Genomic DNA, 19690 nt, shown 5'->3' with positions numbered 1-19690 from the left:
AGCCCCGGAAAGAAACCCTCCTGGCCGGGGCGGTTCAGCAGGCCGGATGTTTTCATCAGTCGGGCCGGACTTCAAGCGCTAAACGCATGCCTTGTTTGCCGGATTCGAACTACGGTTAAGCCGGATTCAGAAACAAAAGAAGCCCCCTTAGGGGGCTTCGCGCATGGTCGCTGCTGGCCTTGCTCAGCCCTGGCGGACCAGGGAGAACTGGGCGCCTGCATCGGTCGTGCAGTTCAACTGTGTGGGCGTGACCAGCGCGCAGTTCACACGGGACTGGGTGTTCCGCACCAGCGATGTCATGTTGATCTCGACGAGGGTCGGGCTGACATTCACATAGGTGCCGGATGCGAGTAGCTGGTTGCTGTCCGTGGTGCGGGTCGAGAACGTGCCGCCAGCGAAGGTGGAAACGATTCCGTTCGGATCGACCCAGGATCCATCCACGCCGCTTCCGCGAGCCTGGGGCGCTTCGCGGATTTGACTGGGCGACGACTGGCATGATGCAAGCGCCGTGGCGGCTGCCAGGACGGTCATTATGGCGAGTGGCTTCATCGGCGTTTCTCCCGCGTCACGAGTTGAAGCGGGATGCAAACGCAATGCCGCTACACTTCTGCTTATCCGCTCTACCGCATAATTCGCCCGACCGGAACCGGCTTGACGGCAAATTGAGCAGCGATTCGAAGCGCTAAAGCGACTTTCTTCGCCCGGAGTTGCACGCGTGCCGCAGGCGGCCTTTCGTTTGCGCAGAAAATCCCGAGATCACGCGTCGAGAGCAAGAGTGCGGGGCCGCTACAGCGGCGCGGCGCCCGGGGCGGCGGCTCCGGGCGCGATCGGCTTGCAGCGCCGCCCGTCTTTTCGGACGCGCAAATGCTCTAGCGAACGAGGATGTTCTTGAACTGCCAGGGGTCCTTGGTGTCGATATCTTCCGGGAAGAGGCCGGGACGGCCGTCGAGCGGTGTCCAGTCGGTGTAGTGGCCTTCGACCGGACCGAGATAGGGGAGCTGCACTTCGAGGCAGCGCCTGTAGTCCATCTCGTCGGCTTCGACGATGCCGGCCTTGGGATTCTCCAGCGCCCAGACCATGCCGGCGAGAACGGCGCTCGTCACCTGCAGGCCGGTTGCGTTCTGGTAGGGCGCGATGCGGCGGGTTTCTTCCACCGAAAGGCGCGAGCCGTACCAGTAGGCGTTCTTGTCGTGGCCATAGAGCAGGACGCCGAGTTCGTCGATACCGTCCTCGAGTTCCGTCTCGTCGAGAACGTGGTGCACCGGCTGCGGGTTGCCGCCGTTGCCAAACATCTCGTGCAGCGACAGCACGGCGTCGTTGGCCGGGTGATAGGCATAGTGGCAGGTCGGCCGATAAGTGGCGTCGCCATTCCTGTCACGAACGGTGAAGAAGTCTGCGATCGAGATCGATTCATTGTGGGTGACGAGGAAGCCGTATTGCGGACCCGGCGTCGGGCACCAGCTGCGCACGCGGGTGTTGGCGCCCGGCTGCTCGAGGTAGATCGCCGCCTGGCACCCCTTCTTGTGTCTCCTGGCGTTTTTCGGCATCCAGTTCTCATGGGTGCCCCAGCCGAGTTCGGCCGGCTGCATGCCTTCCGAGATGAAGCCTTCGACCGACCAGGTGTTCCAGAAGACGTTGAACGGCTTCGGGTGCTTGGTGCGCTGGGTATCGCGCTCGGCAATATGGATGCCCTTGATGCCGGCCTTCTTCATCAGCTTGGCCCAGCCTTCGCGGTCGTCCTGATGCGGCTCCTCATACTTCAGGCCGAGGTCGTCGGCGAGATTGAGGAGCGCCTTCTTGACGAACCAGGAGACCATGCCCGGATTGGCGCCGCAGGTCGAAACCGCAGTCGTGCCACCCGGGTTCTTTTCCTTCTCCCGCCGCACCGTCTCGCGCAGCGCATAATTGGTGCGTGCGGCGTTGTCCATTTCGGGATCGAAGTAGAAGCCGAGCCAGGGCTCGACGACCGTGTCGATATAAAGCACATCGAGCTTGCGGCAGAGCTTGATGATGTCGAGCGAAGAGGTGTCGACCGACAGGTTGACGCAGAAGCCCTGGCCGCCGCCTTCGGTCAGCAGCGGCTTCAACAGTTCCTTGTAGTTCTCCTTGGTCACGGCGGCGCGGACGTGGCGCACGCCATGGCGGGCAAATATCTCCGTGTCCTTCGCGTCCTCACGGGGCTCCACCACGATCAGCCGGCTCTTGTCGTATTTGAAGTGGCGCTCTATCAGCGGCAAGGTGCCGTGGCCGATCGAACCGAAGCCGATCACGACGATCGGGCCGGTAATCTCGCCATAGACCGGGTAGCTGGTGTCTGCCATTTTTGCGTCTCTCCTGACAAAACGTCTTTATCGGCTGCTTGAATGCGCGCAGAAAAGCGCGCCCGGGGAATCTTTCGTGAGGCCCTAAATCATAGTTTGGTGTCACAATAAAGGGCCGGCGGGTCAATCCCGAAATCGGATGTTGCTTAACCGGCTATCGACAGCAGGGCCGCGATCAGGGCTTCCCGCTTGCTGACAAGACCCTTGTAGGCCGTCTCCGGCAGCGTCAATTCGCCAAGTTGCTCGATGAACGAACGCGCCAGCGTGGCCGCGTCCGGCCGGTTTCTGAGCGCGGCAAGCGGATCGGAATAGATCCGGATCGTGAAAACGATCGCGCCCGTCCGGGGCAGCTTGCGGAGCGTCTGCCTCTCGACGCGGATGAAGGTGCCATCCTCGGTGAGCGTGATCGCCTCGGCGCCGATACCTTCCGTCTTCGGCTTCGGCAAATGCAGTGCGCCGTCGACATTGACCGACCAGTTGAAGCGCTCGACGAAACGGGCTGGCGAGAGATTGTCGAACATGCGGGAGATCAGCCCTGCATTGCGGCTTCCGGCTTCGAAGCCCGGCACCGGGGCGTGGATTTCGTCCATCGACCGGCCGAATTTTTCGCCAAGAGACCAGGACGACGGAAAGGCGACATAGGCGGCGGTGAGGCGCCATTCGCCATCCTTGCGCTCCAGGATCGCCAGATCATCCTGGATCAGTGACCCGGCGACCACGAGCGGGGCGTCGTCGTCGAGCGCCACACGGCGGCCGCCAACGATCATCGCGCCGTTCGCCCGCCGGTAAATCTCCCCGTAGCGGCGCGGCAGATAGTCGGTCAGAAAGTCGAGGAGTTCTCGCTGCGCAGCCTCCGTCCCGGCCTCGGCAGCAAAGACGTCGTGGCGATTTGCCGCCAGCAGCCTCGTCTTTTCGCGGAGATAGAAGTCCAGCGCCTCGTCAGGTTCGATCCACCGGTCGGGGTCGAGTTGCGTCAGGCCGATCGTGAAGGGCTTCGACGAGCCGTCGTAGGGCGTGTGCTTCATGTGCGAATTCGGCACTTTCTGCAGCTTAACCATTTTCCCTTCGTTTCACATGTTGTACCGCTTGCCACAAGCTTTTCGTGCTATAGCTTTAGTTGATCCGTCCGCTTCGCGCCGTGATTGATTGTATGTTCAAGCTGGAGCAGCAGACCATGACCGGTGATTACCTCAAGGCCCTGATGGGTTTGCAAGCCCGATCGCCCGTTCTGATCTCGCTCTACGATCAGCACGATCGGCTACGCTTTGCCAATGCGGCATTCCGTTCCACCTATCATGTCGGCGCCGACGAGTCGCCGAGCTGGGAGGAGATCGTGCGCCGCAACCATGCCGCCGGCCGGGGCATGATCGTCGGCACCGACGACATTGATACCTGGATCGCAACGGCCCTCGAGCGGCGCGTCAGCGTGCCGTCGCGCACGACGGAAGCCGAACTGCATGACGGCCGTTCGCTGTGGCTGACCGAGACCGTCGACGAAAAGGGCTGGACGCTTTCGATGGCGGTCGACGTGACCGGCATAAGGGAGGAGGAGCGCAAGCACCGGAAGGACAGGGATTTCGCCTTGCGGGATTCGCCGGTCGAGGAGCTGACCCATATGCCCGACCGGCGCCATACGCTCGGAAAGCTTGCCGAATTCATCCAGAACTGCGCCGAAAACCCGCATATGTGGGGCTGCGTGGCGATCGTCGACATCGACTATTTCAAGGCGATCAATGACCGCTATGGTCCCGTTCGCGCCGACGAGGTGTTGCTCGACTTCGCACGTCAGATGCAGGGTTTCGTCCGCCGCTCCGACTGCTTCGGCCGCATTGGCGGCGAGGCATTCATGCTGATCCTGCCCGACACGACGGTCAGCGAGTCGAATCTGATCCTCGATCGCCTGCTGGAAAAAGTGCGCGGCGCCCGCCCGCTGTCGAGCATTCCGGAGTTCTATTACACCTGCTCGGTCGGCCTTGCGGAATATCGCGAGGGGGACAAGGTCAGCGATATCTATTCTCGTGCAAACCAGGCGCTCCATCTGGCCAAGCGCGAGGGTCGAGACCGGGTGAAACGCTACACCCTGCCTGGCTCAGATCACGAGTTCCGCCCGGATCAGACCTCTTAGGGAATTGCCGACATAGAGACGGCCGCGATTGAGGTCGTCGGGCGACAGCCGCGCGACCCGCGCACGCCGCTGGCAGATGAGTTCCGTCCTGAGGACGCCGGCAAGCAGGCCGCACGAAATCGGCGGCGTCTTTAGCGCGCCGCTGCCATCGTCGAGGAAAATCGAGGTGATCGTCCCCTCGCAGACCTCACCGCGCTCGTTGCACAGGAGCATCTCATCGGCTTCGGCCGAGGAGAACTCGTTGCGCGCAGCTTCGTAGACGCCGCGCCGCGTCGTCTTCATGCGAAGCAGCCGGTCGGAAGAATCGAGCCGCGTCGAGGCGATCCGGACGCGCCAGAGTGCATCAGCCGGCAGCGGCGTGAACGGTGCGGTCGTCACCGCAACGGTTCCTTTACGGTCAAGTGTGAGGCGCACCCGCAACGCGCCTCCAGCATCGCGAACTGCCTCTCCGAGCTGCGCCTCGGCCGCCGCGGCGCCGGCAAAACCGAGGCGTCGGGCGGAGCGTGTCAGTCGTGCGAGGTGCAGCCTGAGGCGGACGAAGCCCCTCTCCGGCTCGTAGCGCAGGGTCTCGATCAGCGAGAAATCCGTCATCGGGCGATCTCGGCATCGCCGACGGCGAAGCGGGCCTTCAGCAGGCATTCGTCATATTCGGCTTCCGCCCTGGAGTCGAAAACGATGCCGCCGCCGACATTGAAGATGGCGCGGCCGTCGGCAAACAGGGAGATCGTCCGGATCGCCACGCTGAAGCGCATCACGCCGTTCGGCGCGATGAACCCGATCGCCCCGCAATAGGCGTCGCGGGGGCCGGACTCCAGCTCGTGCAGGATTTCCATGGCCCGCATCTTCGGCGCGCCGGTGATGGACCCGCACGGGAAAAGGGCCGCGAAGATATCGCCGACCGGAATATGGGGCAGGAGCCTGGCGCGCACATGGCTCACCATCTGGTGAACCGTCGGATAGGTCTCGATCTCGAAGAGCTTCGGCACAGTCAGCGTCCCGACCTCGGTGATGCGCGAGATGTCGTTGCGCAACAGGTCGACGATCATCCGGTTCTCGGCCTGTGTCTTCTCGTCTTCGCGCATCTCAGCGATGATTGCCGCGTCCGCTTCGGCGGTGAGCCCACGCGGCGCGGTGCCCTTCATCGGATGCGTCTCGATCCAGCCGTCGGCATCGACATGGAAGAAGAGCTCGGGCGACCGCGACAGCAGGACCGGCCCGTCGAGCGCCACCAGCGCGCCGTATTTGACCGGCTGGCGCTCGATCAGCGACCAGAAGGCGGCACGCGGATCGCCAGACCAGCGCGCATGGATCGGCATCGTCAGATTCGCCTGGTAGCAATCGCCCTGGCGCAGGTGCTGGTGCAGCCGCTCGAAACGCTGGCGATAGGCAGGAAAATCCCAGCCGGCCCGAGCTTCGGAGAGGAACGGTTCGTTTTCGATGCGACGCCGCGGTTCGGCGAGCGGATGGTCTTCGGACGGCGCGTCGAAGACGCCGAAGCACATCAGCGGCGTCTCGCGGTTCTCCTCGGCAAAGGGCGTGAGCTTCGCCTCGAAAAGATGGCCGGCCTCATAGGCCATATAGCCGGCGAGCCATTTGCCGGCACGGCGGACAGCCTCGAGTTCGGAAAGCCCGCGCAGAAACTCGACCCGCGTGCGCGCCGTGATCACGCGCGAAGGCTTGGCGAACACCGTCGTGCGGTCTTCGCTGTCGTCCCGGAAGAGGACAAAGGGGGCGTCTTCAATCATCGAGGCTGGTCGCTGTCAGTCGTTCACGGTTCCGCGCGCGGGCGCGCGTCTCACGTCCTATCAAGCGCCTCCAGTTCGTCGATCAGCCCCTCAATCATCGACAGGCCCTGTGCCCAGAACGACGGATCGGTTGCATCCAGCCCGAAGGGGGCCAGCAGTTCGGAGTGATGCTTGGTTCCGCCGGCCTTCAGCAGGTCGAAATACTTCTCCTGGAAGCCGCTTTCAGCATTCCGGTAGACGGCGTAGAGCGAGTTCACCAGGCAATCGCCGAAGGCATAAGCGTAGACGTAGAAGGGCGAATGGATGAAGTGGGGGATATAGGCCCAGTAGGTTTCGTAGCCCTCCGAGATGCGGATCGCCGGTCCGAGACTTTCGCCCTGCACCGACAACCACAATTCGCCGAGAACATCGGCGGTCAGTTCGCCCTCTCTGCGGGCCGTGTGAACCTTGCGCTCGAACTCGTAGAAGGCGATCTGGCGGACCACCGTGTTGATCATGTCCTCGACCTTCTGAGCCAGCATGGCCTTGCGCTCGCGCTTGTCCCTGGTCCCGTCGAGGAGGGTGCGGAAGGTCAGCATCTCGCCGAAGACGGAGGCGGTTTCGGCGAGCGTCAGCGGCGTCGACGCCATCAGCGCGCCCTGCCCACCGGCGAGCACCTGGTGGACGCCGTGCCCGAGCTCGTGGGCAAGCGTCATCACGTCGCGCGGCTTGCCCATATAGTTGACGAGCACGTAAGGGTGCACCGAGGGAACGGTCGGATGGGCGAAGGCGCCCGGCGCCTTCCCCGGGCGGACCGGTGCGTCGATCCAGCGGTCGTCGAAGAAGCGCCGGGCGATCGTTGCCATTTCCGGCGCAAAGCCATGATAGGCGGACAGGACCGTATCCTTCGCCTCGCCCCAGGGGATCAGCGCGTTCGGCGTTTCCGGCAATGGCGCGTTGCGGTCCCAGAACTCCATCTGCTCCATCCCGAGCCACTTGGCCTTCAGCGCATAATAGCGATGCGAGAGACGCGGATAGGCAGCCTTGACGGCCGCGGCGAGCGCGTCCACCACCCCACGCTCGACCCGGTTGGCGAGATGGCGGCTGTCGGCGATATCCGCGAAGCCGCGCCAGCGGTCGGAGATTTCCTTGTCCTTGGCGAGCGTATTGGTGACGAGGGTGAAGGTGCGGATGTTTGCCTTGAAGGTCTCGGCCAGCGCCATGGCTGCCTTCTTGCGGTTTTCGGAGGACGCATCCTGCAGGAGGTTCAGCGTCGCCTCTAGCGGCAGCGCTTCGCCGTCGACCGAAAAGGTGAGCGAGGCGATCGTCTCGTCGAACAGCCGGTTGAAGGCGTTCGCGCCGGTCATCGACTTTTCCAGGAAAAGCTGCTCGAGCTTGTCGTCGAGCTGGTAGGGCTTGTCCTTGCGCAGATCGAGGATCCACGGCTTGTAATGTGCGGCGAGGCTATCGGCCTCGAGCGCCGCATCGATCACCTCGTCATCGATCCGGTTGAGCTCCAGCGAGAAGAACAGCAGATGCGCCGATATATCGGTGAGCTTTGATTGCGCGTCTCCGTAAAGCTTGCCGTTCGCCGGATTGGACGTGTCCGAGAAATAGGTGAGGCCGGCGAAGGAGGCGATGCGGCCCATCAGGTCCTCGAGCGCCTCGAACGCCTTGACGGCCGCGCCGATCCCTTGATCGCCGGTCTTGGCGGCGGCATCCGCAAGGTTCCCCTTCCACGCCTTCTCAAAGGCGAGCGCGTCGGCTTCCGCCCTTGCGAGGTCGGCACGGAATTCATCGGAGTTGGCGGAGACATAGAGATCCTCGAGCCGCCAGGTGGGCAAATCACCGAGGTCTGCGGCCGGGCCGGTCGCCTGACCCGCTTGCGCGCGCACTGGAGAGGGACCGACGGCGGCGAGAAGGGGCGAAGCGAGGGTCATCGGCGGTTCTCTCGTTTGATTGCGGAAGGCAGCGATATGGGGCGCATTGCTATCGCCCGCAATGGCTAAAATGCAAGCATTTCTCAAAACACGATGTTCAGCCCTTTATGGCACGAATGCCTGGCATGATTTGGCACATGAAGCTGGCCAAAGAGTACCGCGTGTCCTAAGCAGGAGGCTTTCGTGACATCCCATATTCTTGTCATCGATGACGATCCGGTGCAGCGCCGTTTGCTGACGAACATGATCGAGCGGCTCGGTCATGTCGCGCATCTCGCCGACAACGGGCGCAGCGGGCTCGAACTTCTGGAGCGCAAGGGCGGCATGATCAACGTCATCCTGCTCGATCTCCTGATGCCGGAAATGAATGGTCACGGCTTTCTCGAGGCGCTTGCCGAGCGTGGCATCGACACGCCCGTCATCGTCCAGACAGGCCAGGGCGGCATCGAGACGGTCGTCCAGGCGATGCAGGCCGGTGCCTTCGACTTCCTCGTCAAGCCTGTCTCGCCGGAGCGGCTGTCGATCGCCATCGGCAATGCACTGAAGATGGCGAGCCGCGACGGCCGGGTCAAAACCGCTCGCCGGCCGCGCGGCGGCGCCGTCGGTTTCGACGATGTCGTATCGGCAAGCCCGGCGATGATCCGCGTCCTCGATCTGGCGCGGCGGGCCGCCCAGTCGAACATCCCGATCGTACTCGAGGGCGAATCCGGCGTCGGCAAGGAGATGGTCGCGCGGGCGATCCAGGCGGCAAGCGACCGGGCGAGCAAGCCCTTCGTCACCGTCAATTGCGGAGCCATCCCGCATAATCTCGTCGAGAGCATCCTCTTCGGCCACGAGAAGGGCGCCTTCACTGGCGCGACCGAAAAGCACAGCGGCAAATTCGTCGACGCGGACGGCGGTACGCTCTTCCTCGACGAGATCGGCGACCTGCCGCTGGAGGTCCAGGTGAAGCTGCTGCGGGCCGTCCAGCAGGGCGAGATCGAGACGGTCGGCGCGCGCCAGCCACAGCGGGTCAATGTGCGGCTGATCTCGGCCACCAACAAGGATCTGATCAACGAGGTGCGCGAAGGGCGTTTCCGCGAGGACCTCTACTACCGCCTCAACGTCTTCCCGATCACCATACCGGCGCTGCGTCGGCGCAAGGAGGATATTCCCGTGCTGGTGCGGGCCTTCGTCGAGCGCTTCACCGCGGAGCAGAGGCTCAGCCATGCCGTGACGGTTTCGAGCGGCGCGATGGCGCTGCTGACCGCCTATGACTGGCCCGGCAATATCCGCCAGCTCGAAAACGCCATCTTCCGCGCCGTCGTGCTTGCCGAAGGCGGCGAACTGACCGTCAAGGATTTTCCGCAGATCGCCACCCAGATACCGGGCTACGTCGTTGCCGACCGAAGCGGGTTCTCCTGGGGCGAGGCGGGTCCGGAACGCCGCCCGCTGCTTGCTGCCCCCGAGGCGACGGCGGCTTCGCGCGCCGACATTGCGGCGAACCCAGAGCCGTGGGAACCGGTGGCCGACGGCCGGTTCGAAAACGCCATCGCCAGCGTGGACCAGGGCGGTGAGGTGCGCAAACTTGCCGACGTCGAGGAGGAGCTGATTCGCTTTGCGCTGAAGTTCTATCGCGGCCAGATGAGCCAGGTGGCGCGAAAACTCGGCATTGGACGCTCCACGCTCTATCGAAAGCTCAAGGATTACGGCATCGATCCGGACAATCCGCTGCGCGAAGCGGCATAAAATCGACGCATTCACACCTCATTTGCCGTGCAATTCGGTCACCGCCGTTTAGACCTTGTTAGTAAACTGTTCACTATATTATAAGGGGCGGTGACCACTGTGGCATATTTGCCATGCTGTCACCTTATTTGACAGTCATCTGAGACAGCAAAAGCACGGTTGTCCGTCGAACGGGGATTGAATGCCAAATTTGTTCGGTTTGGGGGAGCCTATTGGTTCCTTGACGCGTAGACTCTGCGCGTCAATCACCCGGAAGGGGCCGCAGGTTCTCGCCTCGATCGCCTTGGCGTGCTCGCTCGTCACTCCCGGAATGGCGCCGCCGGTCGAGGCTGCCGGTCAGACGCGGACCCTGAAGCTTTATTTCATCCATACCAAGGAAAAGGCGCAGATCACCTTCAAGCGCAACGGTCGCTACGACTCCAAGGGCCTGCAGCAGATCAACCGATTCCTGCGTGACTGGCGGCGGAACGAGCCGACAAAGATGGATCCGCGCCTCCTCGATCTCATCTGGGAAGTTTACCAGAAGAGCGGCTCGCGCGATTACATCCACGTCGTCTCCGCCTATCGCTCGCCCGCCACCAACGGCATGCTCAGGTCCCGTTCGAAGGGCGTCGCCAAGAAGAGCCAGCATATGCTCGGCAAGGCGATGGACTTCTATCTGCCCGACGTGAGGCTCAAGACGCTGCGCGAGATCGGCATGAAGTTCCAGGTCGGCGGCGTCGGCTACTATCCGACCTCCGGATCGCCCTTCGTGCACATGGACGTCGGCGGCGTGCGCGCCTGGCCGCGCATGACCCGCAACGAACTCGCCCGCCTCTTCCCCGATGGCAAGACGATGCACATTCCCGCCGACGGCAAGCCGCTACCGGGCTTCCAACAGGCTGTTGCCGATTACAAGCGGCGCGTCGGCGCGTCGGCGATCGAGGTGGCCGGCGGCGGCGCGAAGGGGCCGGGCGACGTTGGCACTGGCAAGCGTCGCAATCTTTTCGCCGCGCTCTTCGGCGGCGGTGGGGACGAGGATGAAGAACCGACGGCGATCGCCGCCGGCGCAGGCGAGGGCGGTGACGAGGAAGTTCCGGCCAAGGTTCAGACCGCCTCGGCCTCAGCCGACCAGGAGGCACTGCCCGGTGTCGCTGGTTCGGTCGCCGGTGCGCCGGCGGAAGATCAGCAGACTATCAATGCGCCGGTACCTGCCGTGCGCCCGGCCTTCAGGAATGCCCCCGCGGAAGGTGGCGTAGCCGTCGCGCTGGTAGCACCGGAAAAGAACAGCGCCCAGGAGGCCTTGGCCGCCGCCATGCCGCTGACGGCGGAAACGCCGTCGGAATATGCGGATCTCAGCACGCTGAAGGTGCCGGTCCCGCACATGCTGGAACGGCGTGACATGAACCCGCTGGTGGCCGGCGAGACGCTCATGGCCTCCGCCGACGGCCAGACGCCTGCACTTGGCTTCGTGCCGGTGCCGGGGATGCGCCCGGCCGGGGAAGCGGCGCTCGCCGCCGTCGCCGAGGCCAGTGTCACCGTCCCGCTCGTTCCGGAGCGCCCGGTTGCGGCGGCGTCCGTTGGCGAGACGATCGACATCGGCCGGCCGGCCGAGACGCGCGTCGCGCTCGCGGCACCGACCGTCGAGCACTCCGAGCGGCCGATCCAGGTGGCCGCCTACGCGCCGCAGTCCGACACCGGGTCGCGGGCCGCAGTCTTCGACAGCGCCTTCGACACCGAGGCGGACCTTCCTTCGAAGGGTGCCCGCCCGAAGAAGCAGGATGCGGAAGCGGCAAGCCGCTCCTCCGTCCGGACGGAACCGAAGCTGACGAAGAAGATCATCTCCGAATGGGCACTCTCGACCGGTCGCGTCGCCACGCTTTCGAAGCCCGTCAAAGCGCCACGTTTCGTCAGCAGCTCACTCAGGGCCGCGCCGACGACCGTCTATGCGGCCGGGTTCAACAGCGGTGCCGGGGGCGCGGTCGATACGGCCCGCTTCAGCGGCAACGCGGTGAACTTCATGGAAGTGAAGAAGTTCAGCACCAACTGAGTTCCTTCCTCCGGATATGAAGAAAGCCCGCCAGGTCTGAACTGACCGGCGGGCTTTTTCATTCGGCCTGATCGGGCCTCCAGCGCCGCGCGTCTTTTCAGACGCGCAAAGGTCGCTGTAACACTTTGAATCTACGCATCGAGCTTTCCGAAAATCGGGTCCGATTTTCGGGCCGATGCGCTAGGCGGCTTCGTCGGCGGCGGGGACCATCCCGAGCGCCTGCAGATAGGTGTCGAGGATCGCTTCCTGCTCCAGGCGCTCGTCGGCGTCCTGCTTGCGGATCGAAATGACCTTGCGCAGGATCTTCGTGTCGAAGCCCATGGACTTCGCCTCACCATAGACATCCTTGATGTCGTCCGCGATCGTCTTCTTTTCCTCTTCCAGCCGCTCGATCCGTTCGATGAAAGCGCGAAGCTGATCGCGTGCGAAGCCTTGAGCATCGGACATGGTCTTCTCCTTTGGGGAATGTATTTCTCGGTGCTGACCTGCCGCGAACAGCAGACGAGGTCAAGGGCGATTGCGCAACAGGCGGACCAATTCCTCAGCCAGGCCGGGCGCGGAGGGCGACGACCATGTGGATTGATGTGGATACTGCGGCGCTAACCTGCCCCGACGCAGTTATTCCTTCGGGCGGTTGCGCTCGAAAGCCGCCTGCTGTTCGGCGGAAGCGTCCTTCTGGTAACGCTGCCGCCATTCGTCATAGGGCATGCCGTAGACGATCTCGCGCGATTCATCCTTGGTCATCGGTATGCCCGAGGCTTCGGCCGCTTCCCGATACCAGTTCGAGAGGCAGTTGCGACAAAAGCCGGCGAGGTTCATCAGATCGATGTTCTGGACGTCGCCGCGCTCGCGAAGGTGCTCGACCAGCCGGCGGAAGGCGGCCGCCTCGAACGCGATGCGCTGCTCCTTGCTGAGCTCGGTCATGGTAAGTCTCCCTTCGTCAGCCATCATAGGCGCCGGTGCGCGAAGGATAGCGCTGATAGGCGTGAAGCGCCGGCATGTCGTTCAGCTCCGCGAGGATCGGCGCCAGCCGCCCGGCCCAGGCGGTAACGCCCGCCGTATCGGAAATCAGGTCCTGTCTCACCTCGATCAACGCGTGGGCGATGCCCGGCGCCATGCAATGGCGGTACATCGTATCGCCCCTGAGCGCACCGTCATAGGGCTCGTTGTTGCCGACGACGATGTCGCCGGCCCTCTCGAGCCTTTCGATCAGTGGAAAGACGGCGCGTGGGTCGTTATCCCAGAGCACCGCCGCATGCCAGGGTCGCGCGATGCCCTTCCAGGCAGGCGTGAAGGAATGCAGCGAGATCACCAGAGGCGCCTTTCCGCTCGCCGCAGCGGTCTCGGCGATCGTTTGCGAGACCGCTTGGTGGTAGGGACGATGGAAGCGGTTCAGGCGGTTCTGCCATTCCTCGTCGGTGATCGGGTGGTTGCCCGGAATGACCGCGCCGTCCGAGATCTTCATGATCAGCGTCGGGTCGTCCTCGCCGCGGTTGGGATCGATCAGCAGGCGCGAGAAGCAACCGAGGACCGCGGGCGCGTCCAGTGCCGCCGACAGTTGCCGCACCAAGGGTTCGATGCCGATGTCGTAGGCGATGTGGCGTTCGAAGGCGCTATCGGCGAGACCGAGCCGCCCATATTCCGGAGGGAGGCGGTTCATGGCGTGGTCGGCAAGAAGGACGAGGCCGTTTTCCGGTTTGCCGTCGATGATCTCATAGGGGGAGTAGTGCCGCATTCCGATCCTGTGTCGCTCTCCAACGTTCCGCACCTGATCGCATGCAAAATTGCGCCCCGCAATAAAAAGGCGTGAGTTCAGCCTCTTCTGTCACAGGAATGGCAAATATAATCGATTAGAGTTGCGTTGACTTTCCGGGCTGGCCGTCGCAAGAAAGTGCCACGCAATCTCAAAAACGGAGTTCCGCAGGAAGCCGTGTCTAGATATCCTTTTTCCAAAGCGAAGCCGGGGTCGACGACGTTAGGAGCTAGCCTCCTGTATTCCTTGGTGATTTCCGGAGTATTTCTGTTTTCGGGCGAGGCCCGGGCCGACTTTCGCGTCTGCAATGGGACGCAGCAACTGGTCGGCGTGGCGATCGGCTATCGCGCCAAGGACGGCTGGGTCACGGAGGGCTGGTGGCAGGTGCCGGCAACGACCTGCGCGACGCTGATCGAGGGCGAACTCGAATCCCGCTACTACTATCTCTACGCGGAAGACGCGGCCAAGGGCGGTCGCTGGGTCGGCGACATCAACATGTGCGTCGCCGAGAACGAGTTCAAGATCGTCGGCGTGCAGGACTGCTTTGCGCGCGGCTTCCAGCGCATGGGATTCAAGGAATATGACACGGGGCGGCAGGGGAGCTGGATGGTTCAGCTTTCCGATACGCCCGGCACGCAGGAAAGCCAGAATTGATGAGACGGAACAGAAAAGTCAAAATCCTCGCCACGCTCGGGCCGGCATCGTCCGAGGAGCAGATGATCCAGAAGCTGCACGAGGTGGGGGCCGATCTGTTCCGCATCAATATGAGCCATGCGAGCCATGAGGTCATGCGCACTCTGATCGAGCGGATTCGCAATGTCGAAGCGCGCTGCGGCCGGCCGATCGGCATCCTTGCCGACCTGCAGGGCCCGAAGCTGCGCGTCGGCAAGTTTGCCGAAGGCAAGGTCGACCTCAAGACCGGTCAGACGTTCACGCTCGACAACAGGGATGTGCCTGGCGACAGCACGCGCGTCTATCTTCCGCACCCGGAAATTCTCGAGGCGGTGAAGCCTGGTCATCGCCTGCTGATCGATGATGGCAAGCTGCATCTCAGGGCCGAAAAGACCGACGGCAAGAGCATCGTCACCACCGTCGTTTCCGGCACCAGAATCTCGGACCGCAAGGGCGTCAGCCTGCCCGATACGCTGCTCGGCGTCGGCGCGCTGACCGACAAGGACCGGGCCGACCTCGACGCCGTGCTGGCGACCGGCCAGGTCGACTGGGTGGCGCTTTCCTTCATCCAGCGCCCGGAGGACCTTGCCGAGGTGCGCAAGATCGCTCGCGGTCGCGTCGGGTTGATGTCGAAGATCGAAAAGCCGCAGGCGATCGAGCGCATCGACGAGATCATCGAGCTTTCGGACGCGCTGATGGTGGCGCGCGGCGATCTCGGTGTGGAAATGCCGCTCGAGTCCGTCCCCGGCCTGCAGAAGCAGCTGACGCGGGCCTGTCGGCGTGCCGGCAAGCCCGTCGTCGTTGCGACCCAGATGCTGGAATCGATGATCTCTTCGCCGGTGCCGACGCGCGCCGAGGTCTCGGACGTCGCCACAGCCGTGTTCGAAGGCGCCGATGCGGTCATGCTCTCGGCCGAGTCCGCCTCCGGCGAATATCCGGTCGAAGCAATCGCAACGATGGCCTCGATCGCCAGCAATGTCGAACGCGACCCGCATTATTCGGGCATCATCTATGCCCAGCGCACGCCGCCGGAGGCAACCGGTGCCGACGCCATCTCGCTCGCGGCCCATCAGATCGCCGAGACGCTCAATCTCGCGGCGATCGTCACCTACACCTCCTCCGGCGCGACCGGCCTGCGCGCGGCCCGCGAGCGCCCGCAGGTGCCGGTCATCGCCCTTTCGCCGATCGTCCAGACGGCCCGCCGTCTCTCGGTCGTGTGGGGCCTGCATTGCGTCGTCACGGAGGATGCGACCGACCTCGACGACATGGTCAATCGCGCCTGCCGCATCGCTGTCAGCGAGGGCTTCGGCAAGCCCGGAGACCGTATCATCATCTCCGCCGGTGTCCCGCTCGGAACGCCCGGCGCCACCAATATGCTGCGCATCGCCTATATCGGCTCGGACGGACTCACCGGCGTATAAGCGAGTTCCTCGATCGGCTCGTTGATCGTCAGGCGGGCTTCGGCCCGCCTTGCGAATTGCTGGAGGTCGTGCGGCTTTCCGGCGATCTTCTCGATGGCAGCGACGACGAGATCGGTCACGACATAATCCGGCTTGTGCCCCAGATTGCTGATCCACAGCAGCTCTGATCCCTTGATGGAGCTCGCCAGGCCGCGGGAATGGATATCGGCCAAAACGATGCCGTCCCGGTCGCCGGTTATGATGACGGTCGGCGCGGAGATCTCCGCGTAGCGCGGCGACATCTGCGTGACATAAGCGTGCAGATTGGCGACGTCGACGGCATTGTTGAGAAAGGTGGCTGGCCTCAGAACGAGGTGCGGCGCCGTATTGGCGATGTAGTCCTTCGGGCGCGGATTGGGAGAGAATATTGCTTGCGTCACCCGGTCGATACGCCTCAGCCCGATCGGAATGACGGCCGTGCTGGCGAACAGCCAGCCGACAAACGGCATGGCCGCGAAGGTGATATGCCAGTCTACGCCGCCCGGCCAGGGATGCGTCGCCGGCGCGAGCAGGACGACGCCTGCGGTTCTTTCCGGATGATGAAGTGCGATGCTGGCGGCGATCGCCGCTCCGAAGGAGTGGCCGACGATGACCGCCCGAGAGATGCCGCGCTTCTCCATCAGGCGGACAATGGCGTCGGCCTGGCCGTCCGGGCGCGCATTGGCCGGGCCGCCGCGCTCGGAGTAGCCGTGACCCGGCCGATCGACAAACAGCATTTCGGCACGGCCGTCGAGCGCCGGCAGGAAGGCGTGCAATTGGTCGAGAAGATTGCCGCCGGCGCCATGAATGAAGACGACCGGCGGCAGGTCCGCCGCCCCGCGCGGCCGGATATGGACGCAGTTCATCCGAAAACCGCCGATATCGACCAGCTCGCCGCTGTTCGGGAACCGCATTGCGATCCTGTGTGCCTGCCACCGGCTGAGGGCGAATGCGGCAAGGATGAGGGCGGCGAGGATCAGAAGAGCCAGGAACATGCGTCGGTCATATCACGGGAGCGGCTGCGGTCGAGCACCGGGCGTCGCCGTCACGTACGGCTGCCGGCGAGCTTTTCGGCGAGTTCTCCGAACTGCTCCTGGGCCTTGCGGTCGGAGGGATAGAGATCGAGGAATTGCTGCCATGCCCGCAACGCCAACTCGTTCCTGCCGGCGGCCTCCAGCATGGTGGCCATCCCGGCGATCGCGCCGAAATGTCGGGGTTCGATCGCAAGAACGCGGTTTATGTCGGACATTGACTTCCGGTAGTTGCCCATCTGGAAGTGCAGCGTCGCGCGGCGATTCCAGCCTTCGACGTAGTTGGGCGCAAGCGCGATGACCTGATCGAGAATATCGAGCGCCACCGGCTTCTTTTCGTCGGTAATCGCCTTGTCGGCCGATTGCATCAGAAGGTTTACCGTGGCGCTGCCGGAATCCTGCCACTCGAGGCGAATGCGGTCGGCAAGTTCCCGTGCCTTGTTCTCGTCGCGCTCCTTCTTCAGGTCAAGAAACAGGGCGTCGAGACGTTGCTTGGGGGTGGAGAGACTTGCCGTCTCCGGCTGGGGTGCGGGGTCGGCCGTCTGCGTCAGTCCGGCAGTCGCCGGGACGGTGAGGGCCAGAATCAAGGTCAGAAAAAAGCGCATGGCGGACATCGTAGCCCGCCATGAAACAAGATCAAAATCAAATGTGAATGAGGATCACCGAAGCGACCAACACTCGGCCGGCGGCGCCAGGCCGCCCGAGGGCATCAGCCCTGGCGTGCCTTGAAGCGCGGGTTCGACTTGTTGATGATGTAGACGCGGCCCTTGCGGCGAACCAGGCGGTTTTCGCGGTGACGGGTCTTCAGCGACTTGAGCGAATTCTTGATCTTCATTTTTCCTGATCCGCAGGTTTCGGGGAATGAAAATTCGCCCGGTAATTCCAACAATCAAAAGCGCGCCATTCAGCGCGCTCTTCAAGTAGGCAGGCACATACCTTGTCGCCCCCATCCTTGTCAACCGCGGGGCTGCGGGATTTCGACACGGTGCGCGCAAACCTGTGCTTAGACGGCTCAGAGAAGGCGGGTGAAATGACCCATCTTGCGGCCGGCGCGCGCTTCGGCCTTGCCGTAGAGGTGAACCAGCACGTTCGGCTCGGCGAGTAGGTCCGGCAATTCGGCGATCTCGTCGCCGATGAGGTTCTGCATCACGCAGTCCGAGTGACGCGAAGCGTCGCCGAGCGGCAGGCCGGCAATCGCACGGATATGCTGCTCGAACTGCGACACGACGCAGGCGGCTTCCGTCCAGTGGCCGGAATTGTGGACGCGCGGGGCAATCTCGTTGGCGACGACGCTGCCGTCGGCAAGCACGAAAAATTCGACGCCGATGACGCCGACATAGCCGAGCGCCTCGAGAATGGCGGTCGCGGCCTTGCGGGCGGCCTCGGCAGTCGAGGCGGTGACCGATGCGGGCACGGTCGAGGTGTGGAGAATGCCGTGCCGATGCACGTTTTCGGCCGGATCGAAACAGGCGGTGGCGCCGTCGGGACCGCGCGCGGCGATGATCGAGATTTCGCGCTCGAAGGGGACGAAACTCTCAAGGACGAGCGGCACCCCTCCAAGGGCGGCGAAGGCGCCGGAGGGATCGTCGCCGGCGGAGCGGAACACGCGCTGGCCCTTGCCGTCATAGCCGAGGCGGCGGGTCTTCAAGACGCCGGTGCCGTCGAAATCGGCAAGCGCTGCTTCGAGGTCCGCCTGGCTGTCGACGGCGTGGAAGCGGGCCGTGACGATGCCGCAACCATTGATGAAGCGCTTTTCGACCACCCGGTCCTGTGCCACCTCCAGCGCCTTCGGCGGCGGGAAGACCGGCCGCGATGCGGCCAGCCGCTCGGCTGCGGCCACGGGGACGTTCTCGAACTCGTAGGTGATCAGGTCGGCCGCCCCGGCGAGCTCGTCGAGCCCTTGCGGGTCGTCGTAGGCCGCGACGATCTGGGCGTTCGCCACCTGGGCGGCGGGGCAGTCCGGCTGCGGCTCGAGAATGACGGTGCGGAAATTCAGCCGGGCAGCCGCCATGGCGAGCATGCGGCCGAGCTGGCCGCCGCCGATGATTCCAATGGTCTTCATGCCTGGTCGACCGGGTACTCGGCGACCGAAACGGTCTGCTGCTCGCGCCAGTCGTCGAGGCGGTCGGCGAGCTCATCGTCGCTCAGGGCCAGGACGGCGGCGGCGAGCAGGGCGGCGTTGACGGCGCCGGCCTTGCCGATCGCCAGGGTGCCGACCGGAATGCCGGCGGGCATCTGGACGATCGAAAGCAGGCTGTCCTGACCGGAGAGCGCCTTCGACTGCACGGGGACGCCGAACACCGGCAGCGGCGTCATCGAGGCACACATGCCCGGAAGATGGGCGGCGCCGCCGGCTCCGGCGATGATCACCTTGAAGCCTTCGTCGCGTGCGCCCTTGGCAAAAAGGACCAGCCGGTCGGGCGTGCGATGCGCGGAAACGATGCGGGCCTCGTAGGCGATGTCGAGGGCCTCGAGCGTGTCGGCCGCATTCTTCATCGTCTCCCAGTCCGACTGGCTTCCCATGATGATGGCGACGGGCGGGGTCGTGGTTTCGGTCACGTCTGTCAGGATCCGTTCAGGCGATGATGTCGGGAATGATCTGGTCTTCGATCTTGCTGATCTTGTCCTTGATGGCCAGCTTCTTCTTTTTCATGCGCTGGATGCGCAGGGCGTCGCAGCCGGTCTCGATCATGGCATTGATGGCAACGTCGTAGTCTTCATGTTCCTGCCTCAGGCGCGCTATGGTCAGTCTGAGTTCGGCCTGGTCCTGGTCCGGCATGCAAAACGATCCCCATAAGCCCGGCCGCGTCTGCGCCGCGATCCGGAATTTCCTGCGCCGCTCTATCACATCTTGGGTGGTGACGGGAAGTTATCCGGCGTCATCATTTCGCCTTCGACAAATGAAAAATGGCGTGGCACACTGGTAAG

19 protein-coding genes and 1 pseudogene are annotated in these 19690 nt (G+C 63.7%); 5 read left to right on the top strand and 15 right to left on the bottom strand.

All coding sequences use genetic code 11. The annotated features are described in order from the left end of the window. Positions 1–183: 183 nt before the first annotated feature. From omp10 to RHIBR816_RS0105785, 3 genes are all read right to left on the bottom strand, one after another. The gene (gene omp10 / locus RHIBR816_RS0105795) at positions 184–549 is read right to left on the bottom strand and encodes an outer membrane lipoprotein Omp10 (RefSeq protein WP_018235591.1); all 366 of its coding nucleotides are present in this window, start codon (positions 547–549) and stop codon (positions 184–186) included. A 320-nt stretch (positions 550–869) separates the two neighbouring features. After that, positions 870–2321: a homospermidine synthase gene (locus RHIBR816_RS0105790; RefSeq protein ID WP_018235590.1), complete on the bottom strand. Its 1452-nt coding sequence runs from the start codon at positions 2319–2321 to the stop codon at positions 870–872. A 146-nt stretch (positions 2322–2467) separates the two neighbouring features. Further along, complete coding sequence (locus RHIBR816_RS0105785) at positions 2468–3379, bottom strand: DUF3445 domain-containing protein (protein WP_018235589.1); 912 nt, start codon at positions 3377–3379, stop codon at positions 2468–2470. Between the two features lie 116 nt (positions 3380–3495). Between RHIBR816_RS0105785 and RHIBR816_RS0105780 the strand changes: the two genes are divergently transcribed. After that, positions 3496–4446, top strand: coding sequence for a sensor domain-containing diguanylate cyclase (locus RHIBR816_RS0105780; protein WP_026186681.1), 951 nt, complete (start codon positions 3496–3498; stop codon positions 4444–4446). On the opposite strand, the gene RHIBR816_RS0105775 is transcribed toward RHIBR816_RS0105780, so the two are convergent. From RHIBR816_RS0105775 to RHIBR816_RS0105765, 3 genes are read right to left on the bottom strand one after another with little or no spacing between them, the layout of a single operon-like run. After that, complete coding sequence (locus tag RHIBR816_RS0105775) at positions 4411–5037, bottom strand: aminotransferase class IV family protein (RefSeq protein ID WP_018235587.1); 627 nt, start codon at positions 5035–5037, stop codon at positions 4411–4413. The genes RHIBR816_RS0105780 and RHIBR816_RS0105775 overlap by 36 nt on opposite strands. Beyond that, entirely contained in the window at positions 5034–6191 is a 1158-nt protein-coding gene (locus tag RHIBR816_RS0105770) for an aminodeoxychorismate synthase component I (protein WP_018235586.1), read from the bottom strand. The genes RHIBR816_RS0105775 and RHIBR816_RS0105770 overlap by 4 nt, the downstream gene beginning before the upstream one ends. Positions 6192–6241: 50 nt before the next feature. Then, positions 6242–8110, bottom strand: coding sequence for a M3 family oligoendopeptidase (locus RHIBR816_RS0105765; RefSeq protein ID WP_018235585.1), 1869 nt, complete (start codon positions 8108–8110; stop codon positions 6242–6244). Between the two features lie 183 nt (positions 8111–8293). On the opposite strand from RHIBR816_RS0105765, the gene RHIBR816_RS0105760 reads away from it, so the two are divergent. Next, positions 8294–9838, top strand: a complete 1545-nt coding sequence (locus tag RHIBR816_RS0105760; protein ID WP_018235584.1) for a sigma-54 dependent transcriptional regulator — start codon at positions 8294–8296, stop codon at positions 9836–9838. A 181-nt stretch (positions 9839–10019) separates the two neighbouring features. Further along, complete coding sequence (locus RHIBR816_RS0105755) at positions 10020–11867, top strand: DUF882 domain-containing protein (RefSeq protein ID WP_026186680.1); 1848 nt, start codon at positions 10020–10022, stop codon at positions 11865–11867. A gap of 180 nt (positions 11868–12047) precedes the next feature. Here RHIBR816_RS0105755 and RHIBR816_RS0105750 read toward each other — a convergent pair whose 3' ends face one another. The 3 genes from RHIBR816_RS0105750 to RHIBR816_RS0105740 form a co-directional block, all read right to left on the bottom strand. Then, positions 12048–12314, bottom strand: a complete 267-nt coding sequence (locus RHIBR816_RS0105750) for a DUF2312 domain-containing protein (RefSeq protein ID WP_018235582.1) — start codon at positions 12312–12314, stop codon at positions 12048–12050. 171 nt (positions 12315–12485) lie between these two features. Continuing rightward, complete coding sequence (locus tag RHIBR816_RS0105745; RefSeq protein ID WP_018235581.1) at positions 12486–12791, bottom strand: DUF1244 domain-containing protein; 306 nt, start codon at positions 12789–12791, stop codon at positions 12486–12488. 16 nt (positions 12792–12807) lie between these two features. Beyond that, complete coding sequence (locus RHIBR816_RS0105740; protein WP_018235580.1) at positions 12808–13602, bottom strand: N-formylglutamate amidohydrolase; 795 nt, start codon at positions 13600–13602, stop codon at positions 12808–12810. 297 nt (positions 13603–13899) lie between these two features. On the opposite strand from RHIBR816_RS0105740, the pseudogene RHIBR816_RS0105735 reads away from it, so the two are divergent. Both RHIBR816_RS0105735 and pyk read left to right on the top strand, forming a co-directional pair. Next, positions 13900–14274: pseudogene (locus RHIBR816_RS0105735) on the top strand (DUF1036 domain-containing protein); the annotation flags it as partial. After that, positions 14274–15713 (top strand): pyruvate kinase, encoded by a 1440-nt coding sequence (gene pyk / locus RHIBR816_RS0105730; protein WP_018235578.1) that lies wholly within the window; start codon positions 14274–14276, stop codon positions 15711–15713. The pseudogene RHIBR816_RS0105735 and the gene pyk, both read left to right, overlap by 1 nt. Here pyk and RHIBR816_RS0105725 read toward each other — a convergent pair. The 6 genes from RHIBR816_RS0105725 to RHIBR816_RS0105700 all read right to left on the bottom strand — a co-directional run bounded on the left by RHIBR816_RS0105725 (position 15680) and on the right by RHIBR816_RS0105700 (position 19541). Next, complete coding sequence (locus RHIBR816_RS0105725) at positions 15680–16726, bottom strand: alpha/beta fold hydrolase (protein ID WP_018235577.1); 1047 nt, start codon at positions 16724–16726, stop codon at positions 15680–15682. The two genes, pyk and RHIBR816_RS0105725, sit on opposite strands and share 34 nt — an antisense overlap. Positions 16727–16776: 50 nt before the next feature. After that, the gene (locus RHIBR816_RS0105720) at positions 16777–17376 is read right to left on the bottom strand and encodes a hypothetical protein (protein WP_018235576.1); all 600 of its coding nucleotides are present in this window, start codon (positions 17374–17376) and stop codon (positions 16777–16779) included. Positions 17377–17471: 95 nt separating this feature from the next. After that, complete coding sequence (gene ykgO / locus RHIBR816_RS0105715; RefSeq protein ID WP_012709334.1) at positions 17472–17597, bottom strand: type B 50S ribosomal protein L36; 126 nt, start codon at positions 17595–17597, stop codon at positions 17472–17474. A 177-nt stretch (positions 17598–17774) separates the two neighbouring features. Beyond that, positions 17775–18824, bottom strand: a complete 1050-nt coding sequence (locus RHIBR816_RS0105710) for a 5-(carboxyamino)imidazole ribonucleotide synthase (RefSeq protein ID WP_018235575.1) — start codon at positions 18822–18824, stop codon at positions 17775–17777. Next, positions 18821–19285: a 5-(carboxyamino)imidazole ribonucleotide mutase gene (purE, locus tag RHIBR816_RS0105705; protein WP_034815994.1), complete on the bottom strand. Its 465-nt coding sequence runs from the start codon at positions 19283–19285 to the stop codon at positions 18821–18823. Before purE ends, RHIBR816_RS0105710 begins: the two co-directional genes overlap by 4 nt. A gap of 52 nt (positions 19286–19337) precedes the next feature. Continuing rightward, positions 19338–19541 carry a YdcH family protein gene (locus RHIBR816_RS0105700; protein WP_012709331.1) on the bottom strand — a complete coding sequence of 68 codons (204 nt, stop codon included), beginning with the start codon at positions 19539–19541 and terminating at the stop codon, positions 19338–19340. Between the last annotated feature and the right edge of the window lie 149 nt (positions 19542–19690).

Source organism: Ensifer sp. BR816 (genome assembly GCF_000378985.1).
Classification (GTDB): domain Bacteria; phylum Pseudomonadota; class Alphaproteobacteria; order Rhizobiales; family Rhizobiaceae; genus Sinorhizobium.
This window is presented reverse-complemented; position numbering and strand designations above follow the sequence as displayed.

Excerpts from the sequence above, each read along its gene's own strand:
- omp10 (WP_018235591.1), bottom strand. The coding sequence starts at position 549 with ATGAAGCCACTCGCCATAATGACCGTCCTGGCAGCCGCCACGGCGCTT.
- RHIBR816_RS0105790 (WP_018235590.1), bottom strand. The coding sequence starts at position 2,321 with ATGGCAGACACCAGCTACCCGGTCTATGGCGAGATTACCGGCCCGATC.
- RHIBR816_RS0105785 (WP_018235589.1), bottom strand. The coding sequence starts at position 3,379 with ATGGTTAAGCTGCAGAAAGTGCCGAATTCGCACATGAAGCACACGCCC.
- RHIBR816_RS0105780 (WP_026186681.1), top strand. The coding sequence starts at position 3,496 with ATGACCGGTGATTACCTCAAGGCCCTGATGGGTTTGCAAGCCCGATCG.
- RHIBR816_RS0105775 (WP_018235587.1), bottom strand. The coding sequence starts at position 5,037 with ATGACGGATTTCTCGCTGATCGAGACCCTGCGCTACGAGCCGGAGAGG.
- RHIBR816_RS0105770 (WP_018235586.1), bottom strand. The coding sequence starts at position 6,191 with ATGATTGAAGACGCCCCCTTTGTCCTCTTCCGGGACGACAGCGAAGAC.
- RHIBR816_RS0105765 (WP_018235585.1), bottom strand. The coding sequence starts at position 8,110 with ATGACCCTCGCTTCGCCCCTTCTCGCCGCCGTCGGTCCCTCTCCAGTG.
- RHIBR816_RS0105755 (WP_026186680.1), top strand. The coding sequence starts at position 10,020 with ATGCCAAATTTGTTCGGTTTGGGGGAGCCTATTGGTTCCTTGACGCGT.
- RHIBR816_RS0105750 (WP_018235582.1), bottom strand. The coding sequence starts at position 12,314 with ATGTCCGATGCTCAAGGCTTCGCACGCGATCAGCTTCGCGCTTTCATC.
- RHIBR816_RS0105745 (WP_018235581.1), bottom strand. The coding sequence starts at position 12,791 with ATGACCGAGCTCAGCAAGGAGCAGCGCATCGCGTTCGAGGCGGCCGCC.
- RHIBR816_RS0105740 (WP_018235580.1), bottom strand. The coding sequence starts at position 13,602 with ATGCGGCACTACTCCCCCTATGAGATCATCGACGGCAAACCGGAAAAC.
- pyk (WP_018235578.1), top strand. The coding sequence starts at position 14,274 with ATGAGACGGAACAGAAAAGTCAAAATCCTCGCCACGCTCGGGCCGGCA.
- RHIBR816_RS0105725 (WP_018235577.1), bottom strand. The coding sequence starts at position 16,726 with ATGTTCCTGGCTCTTCTGATCCTCGCCGCCCTCATCCTTGCCGCATTC.
- RHIBR816_RS0105720 (WP_018235576.1), bottom strand. The coding sequence starts at position 17,376 with ATGTCCGCCATGCGCTTTTTTCTGACCTTGATTCTGGCCCTCACCGTC.
- ykgO (WP_012709334.1), bottom strand. The coding sequence starts at position 17,597 with ATGAAGATCAAGAATTCGCTCAAGTCGCTGAAGACCCGTCACCGCGAA.
- RHIBR816_RS0105710 (WP_018235575.1), bottom strand. The coding sequence starts at position 18,824 with ATGAAGACCATTGGAATCATCGGCGGCGGCCAGCTCGGCCGCATGCTC.
- purE (WP_034815994.1), bottom strand. The coding sequence starts at position 19,285 with ATGGGAAGCCAGTCGGACTGGGAGACGATGAAGAATGCGGCCGACACG.
- RHIBR816_RS0105700 (WP_012709331.1), bottom strand. The coding sequence starts at position 19,541 with ATGCCGGACCAGGACCAGGCCGAACTCAGACTGACCATAGCGCGCCTG.